The following is an 18,541-nucleotide window of genomic DNA, read 5'->3' on the forward strand; positions in this document are numbered from 1 at the left end:
TTATTCAAGAAAATGGCCCTTTTCATGAAGAAAGACGCTTTCCTTGTTTCAGAAAAGCGCCCTTTTGTGGAAGATCAAAGGCTATTGAAACAGTTCGCTTATATTGAACTTTAGCACCGTTACCCAACCATGAACCCAGCGTTCACCACAGAATACGCAATAAAGTGCTGTTTTTACATGATAGTTCAAATAAGAAAGAGCTGCTTAAAGCAGCTCCGTTAATATCAAAGTAAGGAAGTACATGAAAGTCCTGCTCTTTATTTTTTTAAATGATAAGGTACAGTTGTAACGACCACATCTCTCCGATACAATAAGAAGGCACGAATTAGTAAGCTTGATTGGTTGTGAAGAATATTGTGCCAACCTTTTTTAGGTATAAATTGTGGAATGACAACTGTCACATTATAATTTCCTTCCCTCGCTTTATGCTCCACAGTATCAACAAATTTGGTTAGTGGGTTGATGATACTTCTATAATGAGAGTGCAGTGTTACTAGTCTTACATCAGGTTGCCATTTCCTCCATTTTTCTCCAAACTTCTTCTCGTCTTCTCTTTCAAATGCAACATATACAGCAATAATTTGTTCAGGAGAAAGCGATTTAGCATAATTTAAGGAATTCTCTACAACGTGAGTCATGCCGGCAACAGGCACTATCATAACATTACCCTCAATTTTCACAGGAGATTCACAAGTTGTAAGCCTAAGCTGGTCTCCAACAGCTTCATAATGCTTTCTAATTCGATGAAAGAGCAAGACAATGATAGGTAGAAAAATTAAGATTGACCAAACCTGTGAAAATTTTGTTAAAAAGAAAATCATTGTGACCGTAAAGCTAATAACAGCACCCGTTGTATTAATTATGAATTTTGGAATCCACCCTTTGGGCTTTTCTCGCAGCCATTTAACCATCATTCCCGATTGAGACAAAGTAAATGGGAGAAATACTCCAACTGCATAAAGTGGAATAAGATGCTCTGTTTCTGCCCGAAAAGCAAGAATTAAAATGATAGAAGCAATTCCAAGTATGAGGATCCCATTAGAATATCCTAATCGGTCTCCCCTAATCAGAAACATCCTTGGTATAAACTTATCTTTTGCGAGATTAACCGCCAGCAATGGGAAAGCAGAATAACCAGTATTTGCAGCAAGGATTAATATCAATGCTGTAGTTCCTTGAATAAAGAAGTACATGAAATTTCGACCGAAAGTTTCTTCTGCAATTTGGGAAACAACGGTTACCTCTCTACTTGGAGCAATGCCATAATAATAGGCTAAAAATATGATTCCTGAAAACAGTATCGCAAGCAAGGCTCCCATTGCCATTAATGTTTTAGCAGCATTTTTAGGAGCTGGATCTTTAAAATTGGGAATGGCATTGGATATAGCTTCAACCCCTGTTAAGGCGGAACTTCCCGAAGCAAACGCCCTTAAAAGAATAAATAAACTGATTCCCGCTACAGGTGTACCAATCGGGGTGTGTATTTCAGGTGAAACTCCTCCTGTTAGAATATTATAAATACCCACACCAATTAATATGAACATCGCTACAACGAATAAGTAAACGGGGTAAGCTAAAATTGATGCAGACTCCGTTACTCCTCTTAAATTCAAAATTGTAATAAAAATCACAAATGCAATAGCAATTTCCACATTAAAGTTATGTAAGGTGGGAAAAGCAGATGTTAGAGCATCTGTGCCAGCAGACACACTTACAGCAACAGTAAGTATGTAGTCTACCAATAGCGAACCTCCAGCTATTAAGCCTGGATTTACACCTAGATTGCTCTTTGAAACCACATACGCTCCACCGCCATGAGGATAAGAAAAGATGATTTGCCTGTAAGACAATATAAGAGCTGTTAAAAGAATTAATACACCAACTGCGATAGGAATTGAATACCAAAATGCTACAGCACCTACTGTGACCAATACTATCAAAATTTGTTCAGGACCATATGCCACTGATGATAAAGCATCAGAAGAAAGGATCGCTAATGCTTTCGTTTTGTTAAGTTTCTGTTCTCCTAATTCATTGGATTTTAAAGGTCGTCCAATTAAAAGCCTTTTTATGAATGAAATCATTAATTACTCACCGCCTAAATAGTGTCAATAGGTTATATATTCCCTTATAAACAGTAATTTCTCTAAAAGAACAAAATTTTTACATGAATAAAAAAAAGTGCCTACAAGTCAGAGTTAAACAGACCTGTAGACACATCACTTTTTTGTGTCACAAGCTCCACCTTCCTTCTCATTTAACGCTTACGAGGTTAGCTGTCGGATTCGGGCCTTTGAGTAGCCCTACCTTGAAAGGATTCACCCCTTGGGTTAAGTAACAACCCACAAAAATGGTTCCCCCGTACCTAATGGTTTCAGCGATTTAGAAATTTGAAACAGTGATTATAATACTCCTGTGTTCTGCAAAAGTAAATAAATTTTATGTAAAAAGATAAAAAAACAGAAAAACGGAAATGTTAGTAACGTAGATATTAATTCATGCTTTAGAAAAATATTTAAGAGATGCAACGTCAAAGGAGGATTTATATGTTCAAAGACAATAGTCCCTTTTTATCTGATGAATTTTTAGATGAGTTAGCTAAAGAAATTAACCAGCAATATGGGGGTCAAACAAATGAACAAAATGTGGAACCCATTAGTAATGATGAGTAAAATACAAGTCTTCCCTAAAAAGGTATCCCATAATTATTGAACATCAGACCGCATTGTGTGCGGTTTTTTTTTCTGGCCTACAAATTCAACTAACCAAACCTTTAGCTTAATAAGCCTTATTCCATTAAATGGCCCTTTTCATGTAGAAAGACGCTTTCTTTATTTCAGAAAAGCGCCCTTTAACGGAAAAACATAAGAGCTTAACTGGTTAGCTAAAGTTAGAGATCAAATGCTTATACCTTATTAAGATAATCACCTTTAATTTAATAACAGGCTACTAATTATGTTTCATATAAATTTTTTAGGTAAGAAAATTTTTCAAAGGCAGTATCCCAATTGATTTGTTGATTATTTTTCACTGCAAATAATATTTCATGAAAAACTGGTTGTAATCCATAAAAGTTTTTTACTCTATTAAATAAATTCTCAGACGATTCAGGAGCGCTATACCAAGATAATACGTCCTTTGTAAATTCTGAACCAAAAGACCAATATAAACCTGCAAAATCGAAAGCAGGATCTCCTATTTGGGCATCTGTAAAGTCAATAATGCCATCAATACAGTTTTTACCCTTATTATAAATAATGTTTGAGGCAGTCAAGTCACCGTGTATTATTGATTTTTTAAAAGTTAAACTTGGAAAGAGGTCAATAAAATTAGTGAATACTTCATTAATTTCATTCTGTCGCTGGTCATTTAAAAAAGGAAATATATCATTTTTGACTGAGGAATATAAATTTTCCCAGTATTTAAGTGTATGGATTGTCTCTAAGTTAATTAGATTAGGGTTTGAAACATCAATGCTATGCAACTTCGTTAGAAAATCACCAATCAACTTGGCGTTGTTTGGATTATCTCTAAGATTGTTAATGGGATATTCACCTAAAGACTTACCTTTCAAGAAAGAATATTTAACGCCTTTTAAATCACTCCCACTGTAAACATATTCATAGTCTGGTATGCATAAAATAGGTTTTTTATATTTTAACAAATTTAGTATTTTGCCTTCATTCAATATTTTAGATAAAAGATCTTCAGATTTTGGGAATCTAAAGACTATCTCATTATTTAATATATAAATGTTATTATCCCAACCATTAGTGTTTGCTTGTACTTCTCTAATTTCTAAATTAGGAAAGGTATTCATCAAAAAATTTAACATCTCATCCTCTTTCATTTATTACTACTCCTTATAATGCCCTCTGTTATTATGAAGGGCATTTTTATTTGACAATAGAATTTTAAATTTTTCCATTAAATAAAATAGACAAGCAAAGCCCCCCTGCATCGTATTAAATTGACTATACGATGCAAGGGGGGCTTTTTAGAAGACATATGAATCAAGTTGTCTCTTTACGTAAAAGTAGATTGGGTACTAATCGAATATAAATTAGTTCACCTGCAAGTTCAACGATTGTTTGTGTCACAATTATGGCTGCTACTAATGTGCTTAAATTATCTGGTAAGGCTAAAGCAAGAGGAAGAACTACAAGCGAATTACGTGTAGCTCCACTAAATATAAGTGCACGACCTGAACCAATATCAAGCTTGAACCATTTTGCAATAAACCTAGAAATGATAGGCATAATAATCATAAAAGCAATATATATAGGAATTACTTTGATAATTAGGTCAATATATGTTGATAATTTGCCTATTTGAGACGATACAACAACAAAAAGAGTAAGAGCCATGAATGGGACGGGAAGCCATGCCGATATATCTATTATTTTATTCCCAACAAGTGATTTTTTTGCAAATATCTGTAGGGCAATAGCAAGTCCTAAAGGGATAACGATAAGACCAATGAATGCTTCAAGGAATGGACCAGGGTCTACTATTTCTGCTGCATCATCCCCAATAAACAATAATAAATACAAAGGTAATAGCAGCATTTGAGTAATGATGAGAATAGGTGTAGAAATAAGAATAAGCTTTTCATTACCACGCCCTAGGGCTGTAAAAACAATCACATAATCAATACAAGGTGTAAGTAAAACTAAATAGACCCCAAGCAATAACGGTGGATATTCGGGTAATAACTTGGATAGAAGCCACACCACAATAGGAACTGCAATATAGTTAACCGTTAATAAAGCCCAAATAAAACGACGATTAGCAAACGACTCTTTTAAAGAAGTAAAAGGAATTTGCGAAAACATACTATACATTAAAATAGCAATGATAAAAGAAATTGTTGCATCTAATTGTGCTCCGAAATCAGGAACTATTAATCCAAATCCAGCTGCTATCAGTAGTACAATGACATATAGCCAAACTTGATTGTTTTCTAATTTTTCTCTAGAAATCATTATTTGGATGCCCCTTCTTACCGCCCCCTAAAAAGACTTTCTGTAAAGTTGTTAAATAAGAGGCTTATGTAATAAGTGATTTTTAAGAAAATATTTAATTTGAACAGGAATTCTTACTTAATATTAACATAATTGTTATTTAGCTTAATTTAAAAATCCCCCAAACCGGAAAGATTTAGAGTAAAGGTGCTTATGCTAAAAGAAATTCTTCTCTTAGTAGATTTTTGACTACTTTACTTCCTATTATTTCTTATCTTATAGAGTTTGCTTCACCACTTACATATAGTGAGAATTTTATAAATGGGCAGCAGCGATTTTCGTAAGAAATCCATTCAGCTAGTAGTTTCCTTTTTACAATCGTGTTCAAAAAAGGTTTTAGCATACTGATAAAAAATATTTATGTTTATTTCTTTCCATACCCAGCATGGGTATGGTAATATAAAATCAAGATTGGAGGTTGAGCTAATGGAAAACACAGCGAAGGAAGTAGCTTGCCATACTGAGGATGTTACGTCTTGCCGTAAAAGCCATCATCCAGAACGAGTAAAGAAGGATTTAACCACTCGATTAAATCGTATCGAAGGGCAAATTCGAGGCATCAAAGGAATGATAGACAAAGACGTTTACTGTGATGATGTGATAACACAAATTTCTGCTACGCAATCTGCATTAAATAGTGTAGCTAAAATTCTTTTAGAAGGTCATCTTAAAGGTTGTGTCGTAGATCGTCTTTCAGAAGGTGATGATGAGGTACTCGATGAATTGGTTGTAACCATTCAAAAATTAATGAAAAAGTAAATTTTTTTAATTTGTATATACCCCTATGGTGTATATCACGCTGAATAACATTTCGTTAAAGGAGAGAAAAGGTATGCAAAATGTAACATTAAAAGTACAAGGAATGTCATGTGGGCATTGTGTGAATTCAATAGAAGGTAGCGTTGGTCAATTAGAAGGTATTAGCCAGGTAAATGTAAAATTAGATGATGCTCAAGTTGAAGTGACATTTAATGAATCGCAAGTATCCCTTGATAAAATTAAAGAAACCATTGAAGACCAAGGATATGAGGTGGAATAAGAGTGCTATCGCAGCACTCTCTCATTTTCAAATAAATATACCCCTTGTGGGTATTTGAGAGGTGGAAAGTTCATGAGTTCAGCAGCAAAAAGTGCAGCTTCCAAAGAAGCGAGTATTGGAATTACCGGAATGACTTGCGCAGCGTGTGCAACACGTATTGAAAAAGGGCTAAATAAAATGGAGGGTGTCGAGCAAGCAACCGTTAACTTAGCCCTTGAAAAGTCATCGATTAAATATGACCCTTCAAAACTAAGTGAAGCTGATTTTGAAAAGAAAATCGAAGCACTTGGCTACGGTGTTGTCAAACAAAAAGCGGAATTTGATATTACCGGAATGACCTGTGCCGCATGTGCAACGCGCATAGAAAAAGGATTAAATAAGATGGAAGGTGTTGCAAATGCGAACGTCAATTTAGCACTTGAAAAAGCAACAATCGAATTTAATCCTTCAGAGGTAGCGATCGCAGATATTATTGCGAAGGTAGAAAAGCTAGGTTACGGTGCGCATCAAAAGCAAGATGAAAAAGAACAAGTCGACCACCGTGAAAAGCACATTAAAGATCAACAACGTAAATTCATTATTTCAGCGATTTTATCGTTACCGCTATTATGGACGATGGTTGGGCACTTTTCTTTTACATCGTTTTTATATGTACCAGACATCTTAATGAATCCATGGTTTCAAATGTTATTGGCAACACCTGTACAATTTATTATCGGTAAACAGTTTTATGTGGGTGCCAATAAAGCACTTCGCAATGGTAGTGCAAACATGGATGTACTCGTTGCTATGGGTACTTCAGCGGCCTATTTTTATAGTGTATATCAAGCGATTGTTACTGCTGGAACACACCACAGTCCACATTTATATTTTGAAACCAGTGCAGTACTGATTACACTTATTCTTTTAGGAAAATTATTTGAAGCAAGAGCAAAAGGCCGTTCATCAGAAGCGATCAAAAAATTGATGGGGCTTCAGGCAAAAACAGCTATCGTCATACGTGATGGAGTTGAAAAAGAAATACCTTTAGAAGAGGTAGTAATAGGTGACACGATTTTAGTGAAGCCAGGTGAAAAAATTCCTGTTGATGGTGAAGTAGTAGAAGGAACAACATCTGTTGATGAATCGATGTTAACAGGTGAAAGTTTACCAGTGGATAAAAAAGCAGGTGACGTATTATACGGCTCAACCATTAACAAAAATGGTTTCATCAAAATGACAGCAACAAAGGTTGGACGTGATACAGCATTAGCCCAAATTATTAAAGTAGTAGAAGATGCACAAGGTTCAAAAGCACCAATCCAACGGATGGCGGATCAAATTTCAGGTATTTTTGTACCCATCGTAGTAGGGATTGCTATCATTGCCTTCCTAGTATGGATTATATTTGTTCAACCAGGTGAGTTTACACCAGCACTTGAAGTGTTAATTGCCATACTTGTAATTGCTTGCCCTTGTGCACTTGGTTTAGCGACACCAACTTCCATTATGGCTGGTTCGGGTCGTGCTGCAGAATTTGGTATTTTGTTCAAAGGTGGCGAACACTTAGAACAAACTCAAGGTATTGACACAGTAGTAGTCGATAAAACAGGTACTGTCACACATGGTAAACCTGTCCTAACGGATGTTTTAGTAGCAGATGGTCAAGACGAAACGAAATTTTTATCGTTGATCGGTGCAGCGGAAAAGCAATCAGAGCACCCATTAGCACAAGCTATCGTTCAAGGCATTCAAGATAAAGGCATTGAACTTGGTGATGTCCAATTCTTCGAAGCGATCCCAGGTTATGGGGTGCAGGCGACTGTTTCAGGTCAAGGGGTTGTCATTGGAACGCGTAAACTTATGCAACAATATGGGATCGATATACAATCCGTTCTCCCAGCGATGGAAGAATTAGAGCGCAATGGGAAAACAGCGATGCTAGCCAATATTAATGGGCAATATGCAGGGCTAGTTGCCGTAGCAGATACGATTAAAGATACATCTCAGGAAGCTGTACGCCGATTACAAGAAATGGACATCAAAGTAATTATGATGACAGGTGATAATGAACGTACAGCCCAAGCAATTGGTAAAGAGGTAGGCGTTGATGCGGTTATTGCAGAAGTGCTTCCTGAGGGTAAAGCAGAAGAAGTGAAAAAACTACAAGAACAGGGCAAAAAAGTGGCAATGGTCGGCGATGGGATTAATGACGCACCAGCACTAGCTACAGCTGATATTGGGATGGCCATTGGTACAGGGACAGATGTTGCCATGGAAGCTGCGGATATTACACTAATTCGAGGCGACTTAAACAGTATTGCTGATGCGATTTTAATGAGCCGCAAAACGATGCGTAATATTAAACAAAACTTATTCTGGGCATTTGCCTATAATACCATTGGGATTCCAATTGCAGCAATAGGGTTACTTGCACCATGGGTAGCTGGTGCAGCAATGGCATTTAGTTCCGTGTCGGTCGTGTTAAACGCACTGCGTTTACAAAGAGTGAAATTAGAAAAATAAAATAGTCGATATCACCTGTCACTATATTTAGTGGCAGGTCTCATATCGGTAAAATTTATACCATACTAGCGTATAGTAGATGGTTAAGAAAGGAGGAAAAGTTATATGGAGGATAATGATAAAAAAATTAAGATCGCCATAAATGGGGGAATAGGGTACGGAGCAAAACTCAACGCGAAGCAACTTGTGACAATATCAAAATATATGAATGAAGAGGAGGAACTGGAGTTAACCACCTTCCAACAACTCTATATAGAAATCCCGGAAGCCAAAAAAGAAGATATTATAGAAGAATTTCAAAATGTTGGATTAGCATGTTATCCAGTTGGAAACTTCGTAAAAAGCTTAAGAACCTGCAATTTTTGCAAAGGAGAAGAAGAGGAAGGAATGCCGGTAGCAAAAGAATTAAATCGCCGTATTGCTGGAAGAGCTGTTCCCTTTACCTTAAAAGTTGCCTATACAGGTTGTCCCATTGGTTGCGGTGAACCCATGTTAAGCGACATAGGTGTTATGAAAATTAGAGACCATTACAATTTATATGTTGGTGGAAAAGCAAAAGGGAAAGACGCCGAGGTCGGTTCTTTGCTGAAGGAGAATTTAACGCCAGAAGAATTGTACGATACTGTAGAAAAGGTTATCGCTATCTATTCGCAAATGGGTAAAAAGCGAGAGTCGTTTTATAAATTTTTAAAACGGATAGGTAGAGATGATTTAATAAGTTAATATAAATCTCTGTATTTATTAAAAAGACTTTATTTACCCTACCCCTAGATTAAGGAGGTGGATTGAAAAAGTTATACTATATAACCGCTATAGCAAATATTAAATCGCGTTTTTTAAAGGATATTTATTATTTTGCCAATAAGGGTTTCAATAAAACAAATATCTAATCCTGCAATAATATACTATATCCCATTAAATTTTTAGATGTATATTAATATGAAAACGCTGAAAGGGAGTTTTCATCATGGATATTACATCTTTTATCATATACTGTTTTATTGTGACTTTTACTCCGGGACCTACGAACATTGTCATTTTATCCACTGTGCATAATTATGGACCAAAAAGGGCAATGGAATATACGTACGGAGCAACGATTGCTTTTGGTTTATTACTTGGTATATCCGCGATGTTGAATGCAGTGCTGATAACTGTTATTCCAAAAATTTTAATAGGCATGCAGATTATCGGAACGATATATATGCTATATCTCTCTTATCAAATCTATAAAATGGATACATCAGAATCACCGGAAAACAACAATGGAACTTTTACTGCCGGCTTTCTTATGCAGTTTTTAAATCCAAAGGTAGTTATATTTACATTGACAGTTATCCCTAGCTTTGTTTTGCCCTACTATACCGATATGCCTGCCGTTACAATAAGTGTTATCGTCATAACGATCATTGGCTTTTTAGCATTTATTTCTTGGGTTCTTTTCGGTGCTATCCTCAAGAAGTTTTTACAAAAGCATACAAGGATGGTCAATGTAATCATGGCTCTAGGTTTAGTTTATGCTACAATCATGATATGGATAGGGTAGTGTAGTGTTTTAAGAGGTGAGTAAAGTGGATAAATTTATCTATAAGAAAGCAGCTGGTGTTACTGCCCTGTCGGCTAGTTTCACTGATTTTAAGTATAAAAAGCACTCTCATAAGGAGTATGCAATTGGTGTAACATTGCGTGGTATTCAACATTATAATTTGGACGGCAGTTTACAATTATCGTATCCGAATGGTGTGATGCTTTTTAATCCAGAGCAGGCACATGACGGAATGGCACACGATGAGACAGGCCTTGAATATGTGATGCTATATATTGATCCACAATTGCTTTTAGAGGTTTCAGGAAAAAAGGATATTGTAAGTTTCGAGGCCCCGGTTGTGTATGATTATACACTTGAGCAAAGAGTGTTAAGTCTAACTAATGCAATATTAATTGAAAAAGATGATGCGTTATGTAGTGAACTATTCATATCCCTCACAGATAGTCTTATTCAAACAAGTCTTTCAACTAATTTGAAGAAAGATAATACGTTTATTAGAAAAGCAAAGGATATGCTTCGTTCTGACTTAGGGAATGTTCTTAAACTCGATGAGATTAGTAGAGAGCTTCATCTATCAAAATTTCAGTTTATTAGATTGTTCAAGTCCCATACTGGTATTACACCATACCAATACTTTCTCAACTGTAAGATTGAACGAGCTAAGCAATTAATAGATACAAATAGAGATATTTATCAAACAGTAGCTGAATGTGATTTTGTTGATTTAACCCATTTAAACAAACATTTTAAAAAAGTATATGGAATAACACCATATGAATATATGTTACATTTGAATTGAGGCTAGTATTATGGAATAACTAGCCTCAATCTAAAGGCGTAGAAGAGGAATGAAGCCAAATTTGTAAATAAACAATACAGAATACTCCTCAAATTATGTAAAGTTATATACAATATAACTGTTTAAGAGTGGTGTTTTACATTCCTCAACAATCGGGCCATTTATGGAGGAACAGAAAGAGCTCAATTTCTCAATATTAATACTGGGAATTCCGGCTTTAACATAGTAAATCGCTTTTTCCTGACGTATCTCCCTTACACTTGAATAATAAATCAAAAAAAATTGATTTATTATTTGTATATACAGAATGATTTTGTTTATACTTACTTTAAATATTAAAAAAAATTGATGAAAGGAGAAAATGTATATGACTTTAATAATAAATCAATTTGAGCAATATGAAAAAAAATTTAAAGCCTTAGCCGATCAGAAACGATTAGAAATCATGTATGAACTTTGTCAAAAAGGACAAACATGTGTATGTGATTTAACAGAAACTTTCGGGATGACCCAATCAAAACTTTCTTATCACCTGAAAATTTTATTAGATGCAAACCTAATAAGAAAGGAAACAAAGGGTACATGGAGTTTTTATGATTTGAATGATGATGAAGTAAACAATTTATTATCTGAGGAACTTTGTTGTGTATTTAGAAAAACTGGAAAAGGAAGCTGCTGCTAATTTTTTTTACGCTATACATCAATTTTTTTTGATTTATCAAAACTTAGGAGGAATAAATTTATGAAATATGTTCACGTTGGAATTAACGTTATGCATTTAGAGAAATCCATTGAGTTTTATCAAAAGGTATTCAGAGTAGAACCTGTTAAAGTAAAGGCTGATTATGCGAAATTCTTACTAGAGAGTCCAGGACTTAATTTTACACTAAATGTTCGAGATGAAGTGTACGGGAATCAGGTAACCCATTTCGGTTTTCAGGTTGAAACGAGCGAAGAAATTACAGCTCATAAGGAAAGACTTGAAAAAGAAGGTTTTTTCGCACGTGATGAGATGGATACAACGTGTTGTTATGCCGTACAAGATAAATTTTGGGTAACCGATCCAGACGGAAATGAGTGGGAGTTTTTCTTTACAAGAGCTGATAGTGATGTCCATAAAATAGAATCTACTTGTTGTGTGGTTCCTAATGGAGAAACAAGTAGCTCTTGCTGCTAATAAGAGAAAGTGTGTACACCGTAGAGTGATGGAGGTTAAATTTAGTGATTACAGCAATAGTAGCAACAATAATTTTTTTAGCAACACTTATTCTCGTTATCTGGCAGCCAAAAGGATTAAATATTGGTTGGAGTGCATGTGGCGGGGCTATTATAGCTTTATTATTAGGTGTAGTTGGGTTTAATGATGTACTTGAAGTTATCGGAATTACATGGAATGCGACATTATCATTTGTAGCAATCATTCTTATTTCACTAATTTTAGACGAGATTGGGTTATTTGAATGGGCAGCACTACATATGGCCAGAGTTGCAAAAGGAAATGGAATTAAAATGTTTGTCTATATTAGCATTTTAGGAGCTATCGTTTCTGCACTATTTGCAAATGATGGAGCTGCCTTAATTTTGACACCAATTGTTTTAGCGATGGTTCGTAATTTGGAATTTAAAGAAAAGATGATCTTTCCATTTATTATGGCGAGTGGATTTATTGCAGATACGACTTCCCTTCCATTTGTGGTAAGTAACTTAGTCAACATTGTATCGGCTGATTTCTTTAACATTGGATTTGTAGAGTATGCTTCAAGAATGATTATTCCTAACCTTTTCTCAATAGTAGCAACGATTACTGTCTTATTAATTTATTTTAGAGAAAGTATTCCAAATACGTATGATTTATCTAAATTAAGAAAACCTGTAGAAGCCATTAAGGACTATAAAATGTTTCGACTGTCTTGGTATGTTCTTGGGATATTGCTGATTGGTTACTTTTCTAGCGAATACACTCAAATCCCTGTTTCACTTGTTGCAGGGGGCATTGCAATCTTCTTTTTATTGATGGCAAGAAGAAGTAATGCGGTTAATACAAGAACAGTTGTAAAAGGTGCTCCCTGGGCAATTGTCTTTTTCTCAATCGGGATGTATGTGGTCGTATACGGTTTAGGAAATGCTTGGCTAACTGAATCGTTAGCTAGTGTCATTCAAGCAACCGCTGAACAAGGTTTATTTGTTGCAACGATAGGTATGGGCTTTATAGCGGCTTTCTTATCATCTTTGATGAATAATATGCCAACTGTCATGATCGATGCATTAGCGATTGCCGAAACAAATACTTCCGGCACAATCCGAGAGGCTCTTATTTATGCCAATGTGATTGGTTCCGACTTAGGTCCGAAAATTACCCCAATCGGCTCATTAGCAACCTTAGTATGGCTCCACGTTTTATCTCAAAAAGGAGTTAAGATCTCATGGGGAACCTATTTTAAAACGGGGATTATCTTAACAATTCCTATTCTATTTATCACATTACTAGGTCTGTATGTAGCATTATTACTTTACTAAAGGGGGAATTAGATCATGTCTAAAAAAACTATTTATTTTTTGTGTACAGGAAACTCTTGTCGCAGCCAAATGGCTGAAGGTTGGGCAAAGAAATATTTAGGTGATGAGTGGAAGGTATACAGTGCTGGAATAGAAGCACATGGATTAAACCCGAATGCTATAAAGGCCATGCAGGAAGCTAGTGTTGATATTTCCAGTCAAACATCAGATACTATTGATCCTGAAATCTTAAATAATGCTGATTTAGTGGTTACATTATGTGGGGATGCTGCTGATAAATGTCCAATTACACCGCCACATGTGAAGCGTGAACATTGGGGATTTGATGATCCGGCTGGAAAAGTGTGGTCTGAATTTCAGCGTGTTCGTGACGAAATTGGTGAACGGATTAAGCAATTTAGTGAAACAGGGAAATAAGAAACATCTTGTACAAATCAGTACAAACTTTAAGGGTCTAGCTTAAACTAGATACTTTTACAATAGGGCGCATTTCTACAGCAAGAATTACGTTCCTTCTTTATATTAAGCCCCAGATTGTTGAACAATACTTAGATATCTAGGTTAAATTTTAGAAGACATTGTGAAATTTTGTAATACTTAATGCAACGTAGCCGGTTTAAGAAGAAATTTTCAATGGATCTAAAAAGAGATGATGTTAAATTAAGACCAGATTGAGAATAAAGTAGAAATACTAAAGATTTATTTATAATGAATAGTAAAGGGGGATAGACAAGATGATTACTTTAAGAAATGTTCAAATGACAGATTTAGAACAGCTGCTATCTATTGAGAAAGAAGGCTTTTCACAAGAAGAAGCTGCTACAAAAGAAGCATTTATCGAAAGAATTCAGTTGATAGCTGATACCTTTATTGTGATAGAAAAGGAAGGGGAAATACTTGGTTATATTAATGGCCCTATTATTAATCAACCTTACATAACGGATAATCTTTTTAAAGAAATCAAAGAGAATCCGAAAAGAGGAGGATATCAGAGTGTTTTAGGGTTAGCGGTATCCAAACAGGCTAGAAATCAAGGAATTGCAAAGATTTTAATTGAGAAAATGGAAGAGCTTGTAGAAGAAAATGAAAGAGAAGGAATCACATTAACATGTAAACAAGAATTAGTTTCTTTTTATGAAAAATTTGGATTCGTTAACCATGGTATGTCTGAATCAAAACATGGTGGAGTAAGCTGGTATAACATGGTCAAATTAAGAGAAGGGTGAACCGAATTTAGTTGTCCAGAGCGGGCTGTAAGGTTTTCTGTCTATGCACCAGAGACACTCGAAGAGCTTGAACAGGGTTGATCTTGAAGCACTTGTTTTACTTGATATTTAAAGTGCTATAAACATAATTGTTGAATAATAAAATCCCAATTTCTCATTTATATCACTGAGAGATTGGGATTTTTAATCCTTAACACTGTAATCCGTGTTTTGCTGGAGGTAATCAGTTAATAGGTTTGTAAAGTTTTGAGCGGTTTTTGATAGATAATGATTTTTCAGCCATATTAAGCCCGTAGATGCAGATAGCTCTGTATCTTTAATTTTGAAAGCTTGGATATTGTAGTTTTTGTATTGTTTAATGACGGTTTCCGGAACAATAGCTTGTCCAAAATTACAAGCGACTAAATCTAATAAAAGGGAGATGTCAGAGCACTCTGCAATAATGTTCGGATGCAGTTGAGCTTTCGAAAATGCTTCTAAAATCATATAATGGACTCCTAGTCCTTCTGTACTCGGTAAAATCAGAGGGCGATTTTGAATGTCTGCAAGTATAACCTGATGATTAAAAGGTTCGTCTTTATTTGAAGTAATGAAGTAAAAAGGTTCTGTATGAAGATGGATTGCTGAAAAATCATCTAAGTCGAGCGGTAAACGTATAATCGCCAGTTCTACAATTCGGTCTCTCACCAGTTGACAAAGATGAACTGACTCATTTTGATGAATTTTATAAGTAACTTTAGGATATTTTTTGTGGAATTGGTGAAGTAACTCTGGTAATTCGACTACCGAAAAAGTATTGATACCAATCGTCAATCTTCCACTTACCCCGTTTCCGACTTCCTTTACTTCCATTCTAGCTTCTTCCATTAACTGAGTCATTTGTAGCGCATACTTATATAATGATTTTCCTGCTTCCGTCACTTCTAAAAATCTCCCATTTCTCTCTACTAATTTCGTTCCCAATTCATCTTCCATTGTTTTCAGCTGCTGACTTAGCGGAGGCTGGGAGATATGAAGTCTTTGAGCGGCAGCGGAAATTTTTCTTTCTTCTACAATAGCTATGAAATATCGCAGTTGTCTAATATCCATCAGTGGAAAAACATCCCTCCTATATGAAAAACTTAAGTAAAATTAATTTTTTTTATATTTTTCATATACTTCATTCTAAGATATCATGATTCTAGATAAAAAGAAATTTCTCGAAACGGCTTTAACAGCGATGATTTTTCAAGATTTTCCAAATGTTGGATAGAACATCGAGATACTTAAATATAAGCTTTTCTTGTTGGAGCCCCTTATTTATCAGCCATGTAGAACTCATTTCTATTATCACTTGGAAGTCTCAATAATAAACATCATGTATAAGGGTGAGGTAATATGAAGCAACTACGTTTTTACAGCGGTTTAAGCATATTTCAATGGTTTTTTTTCTTGCTGGCCACTTCCATTGCATTACCGATCGTAATCGGAGGAGTATTTCATTTAACGATAGAGGAAATCTCCGAATTGATGCAACGAACTTTTTTTGTGGTGGGAATAAGCTCTTTTATACAAGGATGGCTCGGACATCGATATCCGATCGCTGACGGTCCTGCAGGTTCATGGGTCAGTGTATTTGTCATTTTAGCGGGTATGGCGATTCAGCAGGGGGAAAGTACGACAGAAACATTACAACTTTTAGAAGGTGGCTTGCTAGTTACGGGATTTTTACTATTTATTCTCGGTATAACTGGCCTGGTTAATCGGCTGATGTTTTTGTTCACTCCTTTAGTTACTGGTTCTTTTCTTTTGATTCTGACTCTTCAACTAAGTGGTGTATTTTTAGAGGGAATGCTCGGAATACAAGAACAGTTCAACCTGGATTATGGAATAGCAGCGATTTCATTTGGCGTATTTGTTTTAGTGATTGTGCTATCAATTAAAGGAAAAGGATGGATGAAAAGTTACTCCGTGCTGTTAGGAATTTTAATTGGGTGGGTACTATATTTCTTATTGGGAAAAACCCCCAATACGATTTCCACACAGGCTTCCTTTATTAAATTACCAGAAATTTTTGCATGGGGGACTCCGCAGTTAAATGCTGGAATGGTTATAACCTCCATTATCTTTACGTTTATTGTAGTCTCTAATACAATAGCGGCCGTTACGGCTGTAAAACAAGCAGTTCCGGAATCAGGGGAATCCGAAAAACAAACCATTAACCGCGCCAGTTGGGCAGGCGGTATTACACATGTTCTTTCATCTCTTTTTTCTACGATAGGAATTGTGCCATTGCCAGTATCGGCAGGCTTTATCCGATTAACCGGGCAAAAACGAATGATGCCTTTCCTGGTAGCAAGTTTAGCCTTATCAGGTATAGCCTGTGTTCCGGCGATCGTCCACTTCTTAGCCATGCTTCCCGCCCCTATTGCTTGTGCCGTAAGTTTAGCATCCTTTGTCCAAATGATCGGGATTTCGTTTCAGTCCCTTTTGAAAGACGAATTAGATCAACGCCGGTTAACTATATTAGGAATCACATTGCTAATCAGTTTTGGAATAATGTATCTTCCTAAAGGGATATTTCAGAGTCTGCCTACGATTCTCCAATATTTTTTAAGCAATGGTCTCATTGTTGGTACGATCATCGTAATTGTGCTAGAACAGCTATGGAAATCAAAAAACATTAGTGAAAAAAATCATATTTAATATTTACTTTTCAAGGAGTGTTTTTAAATGAGTCACGAAAAATTCATGAAATTTGCAATCGAGTTTTTGTTCTTTGGAAATAAATAAATAGCATTTTAACGGAACATGTTCTCCAAGAGAAAGAATATAATTTCACTCCTCAGGTAAAAAGAACGGAGCAACAATATTAGAATAGAGGCGTATATTTATGTGGAAGTGGATGATCGCATTTATAGGATGTATTCTCTTGCTGCAAGGTTGTATTTCTAACAATAGCGGAGAACCGAAAAAACAAGAAAAGGAGAAAGAAATCATGAGCGAAGGATTAAATAAAGAGTTGCTTCAAGCAGCAGAACAAGGAAAGGCAGACGCCATAAGCAGACTCATTAAGGAAGGTGCGAATATCAACGCACAAGACTCAAAAGGACGGACTGCCACTATGATTGCAACCTATAACAATGATGTAGAAACTGCAAAAGTATTTATTAAGGCAGGGGCAGATGTGAATATCCAGGATGATATGAAAAACAATCCCTTCCTGTATGCTGGAGCGGAAGGGTATATAGATATTCTAAAACTTACGATTGAAGCAGGGGCCGATCCGGCGATTACAAACCGGTATGGGGGAACAGCTTTAATCCCTGCCTCAGAACATGGATTTGTGGATGTAATCAAAGAACTTCTTACCCATACGGATATTGATGTGAATCATGTCAATAATCTTGGTTGGACAGCTTTATTGGAAGCAATTATTTTAAATGATGGAGACGAAAAGCAGCAGCAAACGGTGCAATTGCTGATAGAAAATGGGGCGGATGTGAACATTCCAGATAATAATAAGGTGACTCCATTACAACATGCACGTGAGAAAGGCTTTAAAGAGATTGAAAAAATTTTGTTAAAAGCAGGGGCAAAATAAATACTTGAACCTATTATTTTTGCTAAACCCAAATAATAGCTTTTTTTAAACCCTTATCTGTTCACATTAAGGAAAGATGATTTATCAGTAAGGGATTATACCTCAAACAGTCAGGCGCGTTCTTGAATAAAGCTCTCAGATTTAAACGACTTTATTGTTTTACTTTTAAGTGCAATGAAGTACACTTTTCACAGGCTTATCCTTTTGAAATGTCCGTCCAGCCTCACTTCACCAAAACTAAACAACTTTATTTTTACCCCGCCCTCATATTAGGACAGGACTATATGTGTTTTTGTATT

The 18,541-nt window shown here is 35.7% G+C and carries 18 protein-coding genes and 1 riboswitch; of the genes, 14 read left to right on the plus strand and 4 right to left on the minus strand.

Going from position 1 to position 18,541, the window contains the following annotated elements; translation table 11 throughout:
• Window positions 1–257: 257 nt before the first annotated feature.
• A complete protein-coding gene (locus V7122_RS03300; RefSeq protein ID WP_335346165.1) occupies window positions 258–2,084 on the minus strand; it encodes an APC family permease in 1,827 nt (608 codons plus the stop codon).
• A gap of 161 nt (window positions 2,085–2,245) precedes the next feature.
• A riboswitch (cyclic di-AMP (ydaO/yuaA leader) is annotated at window positions 2,246–2,390 on the minus strand.
• Between the two features lie 156 nt (window positions 2,391–2,546).
• Between V7122_RS03300 and V7122_RS03305 the strand changes: the two genes are divergently transcribed.
• The gene (locus tag V7122_RS03305; protein WP_335346166.1) at window positions 2,547–2,672 is read left to right on the plus strand and encodes a bacitracin ABC transporter ATP-binding protein; all 126 of its coding nucleotides are present in this window, start codon (window positions 2,547–2,549) and stop codon (window positions 2,670–2,672) included.
• Window positions 2,673–2,953: 281 nt separating this feature from the next.
• On the opposite strand, the gene V7122_RS03310 is transcribed toward V7122_RS03305, so the two are convergent.
• Window positions 2,954–3,850: an aminoglycoside phosphotransferase family protein gene (locus tag V7122_RS03310; protein ID WP_335485753.1), complete on the minus strand. Its 897-nt coding sequence runs from the start codon at window positions 3,848–3,850 to the stop codon at window positions 2,954–2,956.
• A 163-nt stretch (window positions 3,851–4,013) separates the two neighbouring features.
• A complete protein-coding gene (locus tag V7122_RS03315; protein ID WP_335525803.1) occupies window positions 4,014–4,985 on the minus strand; it encodes an arsenic resistance protein in 972 nt (323 codons plus the stop codon).
• Between the two features lie 465 nt (window positions 4,986–5,450).
• Here V7122_RS03315 and V7122_RS03320 point away from each other — a divergent pair, with 465 nt between their 5' ends.
• The 11 genes from V7122_RS03320 (at window position 5,451) to V7122_RS03370 (ending at window position 14,659) form a co-directional block, all read left to right on the plus strand.
• Window positions 5,451–5,783 carry a metal-sensitive transcriptional regulator gene (locus V7122_RS03320; RefSeq protein WP_335525804.1) on the plus strand — a complete coding sequence of 111 codons (333 nt, stop codon included), beginning with the start codon at window positions 5,451–5,453 and terminating at the stop codon, window positions 5,781–5,783.
• Between the two features lie 73 nt (window positions 5,784–5,856).
• Window positions 5,857–6,063 (plus strand): copper chaperone CopZ, encoded by a 207-nt coding sequence (copZ, locus tag V7122_RS03325; RefSeq protein ID WP_335485748.1) that lies wholly within the window; start codon window positions 5,857–5,859, stop codon window positions 6,061–6,063.
• A 72-nt stretch (window positions 6,064–6,135) separates the two neighbouring features.
• On the plus strand, window positions 6,136–8,568 hold the full coding sequence (locus V7122_RS03330) for a heavy metal translocating P-type ATPase (RefSeq protein ID WP_335525805.1): 2,433 nt from the start codon (window positions 6,136–6,138) through the stop codon (window positions 8,566–8,568).
• 105 nt (window positions 8,569–8,673) lie between these two features.
• Window positions 8,674–9,291: a nitrite reductase gene (locus V7122_RS03335; RefSeq protein WP_335485742.1), complete on the plus strand. Its 618-nt coding sequence runs from the start codon at window positions 8,674–8,676 to the stop codon at window positions 9,289–9,291.
• Between the two features lie 244 nt (window positions 9,292–9,535).
• On the plus strand, window positions 9,536–10,114 hold the full coding sequence (locus V7122_RS03340; RefSeq protein ID WP_335485738.1) for a LysE family translocator: 579 nt from the start codon (window positions 9,536–9,538) through the stop codon (window positions 10,112–10,114).
• Window positions 10,115–10,139: 25 nt separating this feature from the next.
• Window positions 10,140–10,916, plus strand: a complete 777-nt coding sequence (locus tag V7122_RS03345) for a helix-turn-helix domain-containing protein (RefSeq protein WP_335525806.1) — start codon at window positions 10,140–10,142, stop codon at window positions 10,914–10,916.
• Window positions 10,917–11,283: 367 nt separating this feature from the next.
• Window positions 11,284–11,598 carry an arsenical resistance operon transcriptional regulator ArsR gene (gene arsR / locus V7122_RS03350; protein ID WP_335525807.1) on the plus strand — a complete coding sequence of 105 codons (315 nt, stop codon included), beginning with the start codon at window positions 11,284–11,286 and terminating at the stop codon, window positions 11,596–11,598.
• A 60-nt stretch (window positions 11,599–11,658) separates the two neighbouring features.
• Window positions 11,659–12,093: an ArsI/CadI family heavy metal resistance metalloenzyme gene (locus V7122_RS03355; RefSeq protein ID WP_335525808.1), complete on the plus strand. Its 435-nt coding sequence runs from the start codon at window positions 11,659–11,661 to the stop codon at window positions 12,091–12,093.
• A gap of 44 nt (window positions 12,094–12,137) precedes the next feature.
• Window positions 12,138–13,433 carry an arsenic transporter gene (locus V7122_RS03360; RefSeq protein WP_335525809.1) on the plus strand — a complete coding sequence of 432 codons (1,296 nt, stop codon included), beginning with the start codon at window positions 12,138–12,140 and terminating at the stop codon, window positions 13,431–13,433.
• 15 nt (window positions 13,434–13,448) lie between these two features.
• On the plus strand, window positions 13,449–13,850 hold the full coding sequence (gene arsC / locus V7122_RS03365; RefSeq protein WP_335525810.1) for an arsenate reductase (thioredoxin): 402 nt from the start codon (window positions 13,449–13,451) through the stop codon (window positions 13,848–13,850).
• Window positions 13,851–14,167: 317 nt separating this feature from the next.
• Entirely contained in the window at window positions 14,168–14,659 is a 492-nt protein-coding gene (locus V7122_RS03370; protein WP_335525811.1) for a GNAT family N-acetyltransferase, read from the plus strand.
• Window positions 14,660–14,842: 183 nt separating this feature from the next.
• Here V7122_RS03370 and V7122_RS03375 read toward each other — a convergent pair whose 3' ends face one another.
• Window positions 14,843–15,748 carry a LysR family transcriptional regulator gene (locus tag V7122_RS03375; protein ID WP_335344986.1) on the minus strand — a complete coding sequence of 302 codons (906 nt, stop codon included), beginning with the start codon at window positions 15,746–15,748 and terminating at the stop codon, window positions 14,843–14,845.
• Between the two features lie 288 nt (window positions 15,749–16,036).
• On the opposite strand from V7122_RS03375, the gene V7122_RS03380 reads away from it, so the two are divergent.
• Together V7122_RS03380 and V7122_RS03385 are read left to right on the plus strand one after the other, a co-directional pair.
• On the plus strand, window positions 16,037–17,344 hold the full coding sequence (locus V7122_RS03380; protein ID WP_335344985.1) for a purine/pyrimidine permease: 1,308 nt from the start codon (window positions 16,037–16,039) through the stop codon (window positions 17,342–17,344).
• Between the two features lie 187 nt (window positions 17,345–17,531).
• The gene (locus V7122_RS03385; RefSeq protein ID WP_335344984.1) at window positions 17,532–18,242 is read left to right on the plus strand and encodes an ankyrin repeat domain-containing protein; all 711 of its coding nucleotides are present in this window, start codon (window positions 17,532–17,534) and stop codon (window positions 18,240–18,242) included.
• The last annotated feature ends 299 nt before the right edge of the window (window positions 18,243–18,541 follow it).

The organism is Bacillus sp. JJ1532 (assembly GCF_036965085.1).
Classification (GTDB): Bacteria; Bacillota; Bacilli; order Bacillales; family Cytobacillaceae; genus Cytobacillus.

What these genes read in the sequence shown, in the direction of transcription:
- V7122_RS03300 (WP_335346165.1), bottom strand. Translation starts at nt 2,084, where the DNA reads ATGATTTCATTCATAAAAAGGCTTTTAATTGGACGACCTTTAAAATCC.
- V7122_RS03305 (WP_335346166.1), top strand. Translation starts at nt 2,547, where the DNA reads ATGTTCAAAGACAATAGTCCCTTTTTATCTGATGAATTTTTAGATGAG.
- V7122_RS03310 (WP_335485753.1), bottom strand. Translation starts at nt 3,850, where the DNA reads ATGAAAGAGGATGAGATGTTAAATTTTTTGATGAATACCTTTCCTAAT.
- V7122_RS03315 (WP_335525803.1), bottom strand. Translation starts at nt 4,985, where the DNA reads ATGATTTCTAGAGAAAAATTAGAAAACAATCAAGTTTGGCTATATGTC.
- V7122_RS03320 (WP_335525804.1), top strand. Translation starts at nt 5,451, where the DNA reads ATGGAAAACACAGCGAAGGAAGTAGCTTGCCATACTGAGGATGTTACG.
- copZ (WP_335485748.1), top strand. Translation starts at nt 5,857, where the DNA reads ATGCAAAATGTAACATTAAAAGTACAAGGAATGTCATGTGGGCATTGT.
- V7122_RS03330 (WP_335525805.1), top strand. Translation starts at nt 6,136, where the DNA reads ATGAGTTCAGCAGCAAAAAGTGCAGCTTCCAAAGAAGCGAGTATTGGA.
- V7122_RS03335 (WP_335485742.1), top strand. Translation starts at nt 8,674, where the DNA reads ATGGAGGATAATGATAAAAAAATTAAGATCGCCATAAATGGGGGAATA.
- V7122_RS03340 (WP_335485738.1), top strand. Translation starts at nt 9,536, where the DNA reads ATGGATATTACATCTTTTATCATATACTGTTTTATTGTGACTTTTACT.
- arsR (WP_335525807.1), top strand. Translation starts at nt 11,284, where the DNA reads ATGACTTTAATAATAAATCAATTTGAGCAATATGAAAAAAAATTTAAA.
- V7122_RS03355 (WP_335525808.1), top strand. Translation starts at nt 11,659, where the DNA reads ATGAAATATGTTCACGTTGGAATTAACGTTATGCATTTAGAGAAATCC.
- arsC (WP_335525810.1), top strand. Translation starts at nt 13,449, where the DNA reads ATGTCTAAAAAAACTATTTATTTTTTGTGTACAGGAAACTCTTGTCGC.
- V7122_RS03370 (WP_335525811.1), top strand. Translation starts at nt 14,168, where the DNA reads ATGATTACTTTAAGAAATGTTCAAATGACAGATTTAGAACAGCTGCTA.
- V7122_RS03375 (WP_335344986.1), bottom strand. Translation starts at nt 15,748, where the DNA reads ATGGATATTAGACAACTGCGATATTTCATAGCTATTGTAGAAGAAAGA.
- V7122_RS03380 (WP_335344985.1), top strand. Translation starts at nt 16,037, where the DNA reads ATGAAGCAACTACGTTTTTACAGCGGTTTAAGCATATTTCAATGGTTT.
- V7122_RS03385 (WP_335344984.1), top strand. Translation starts at nt 17,532, where the DNA reads ATGTGGAAGTGGATGATCGCATTTATAGGATGTATTCTCTTGCTGCAA.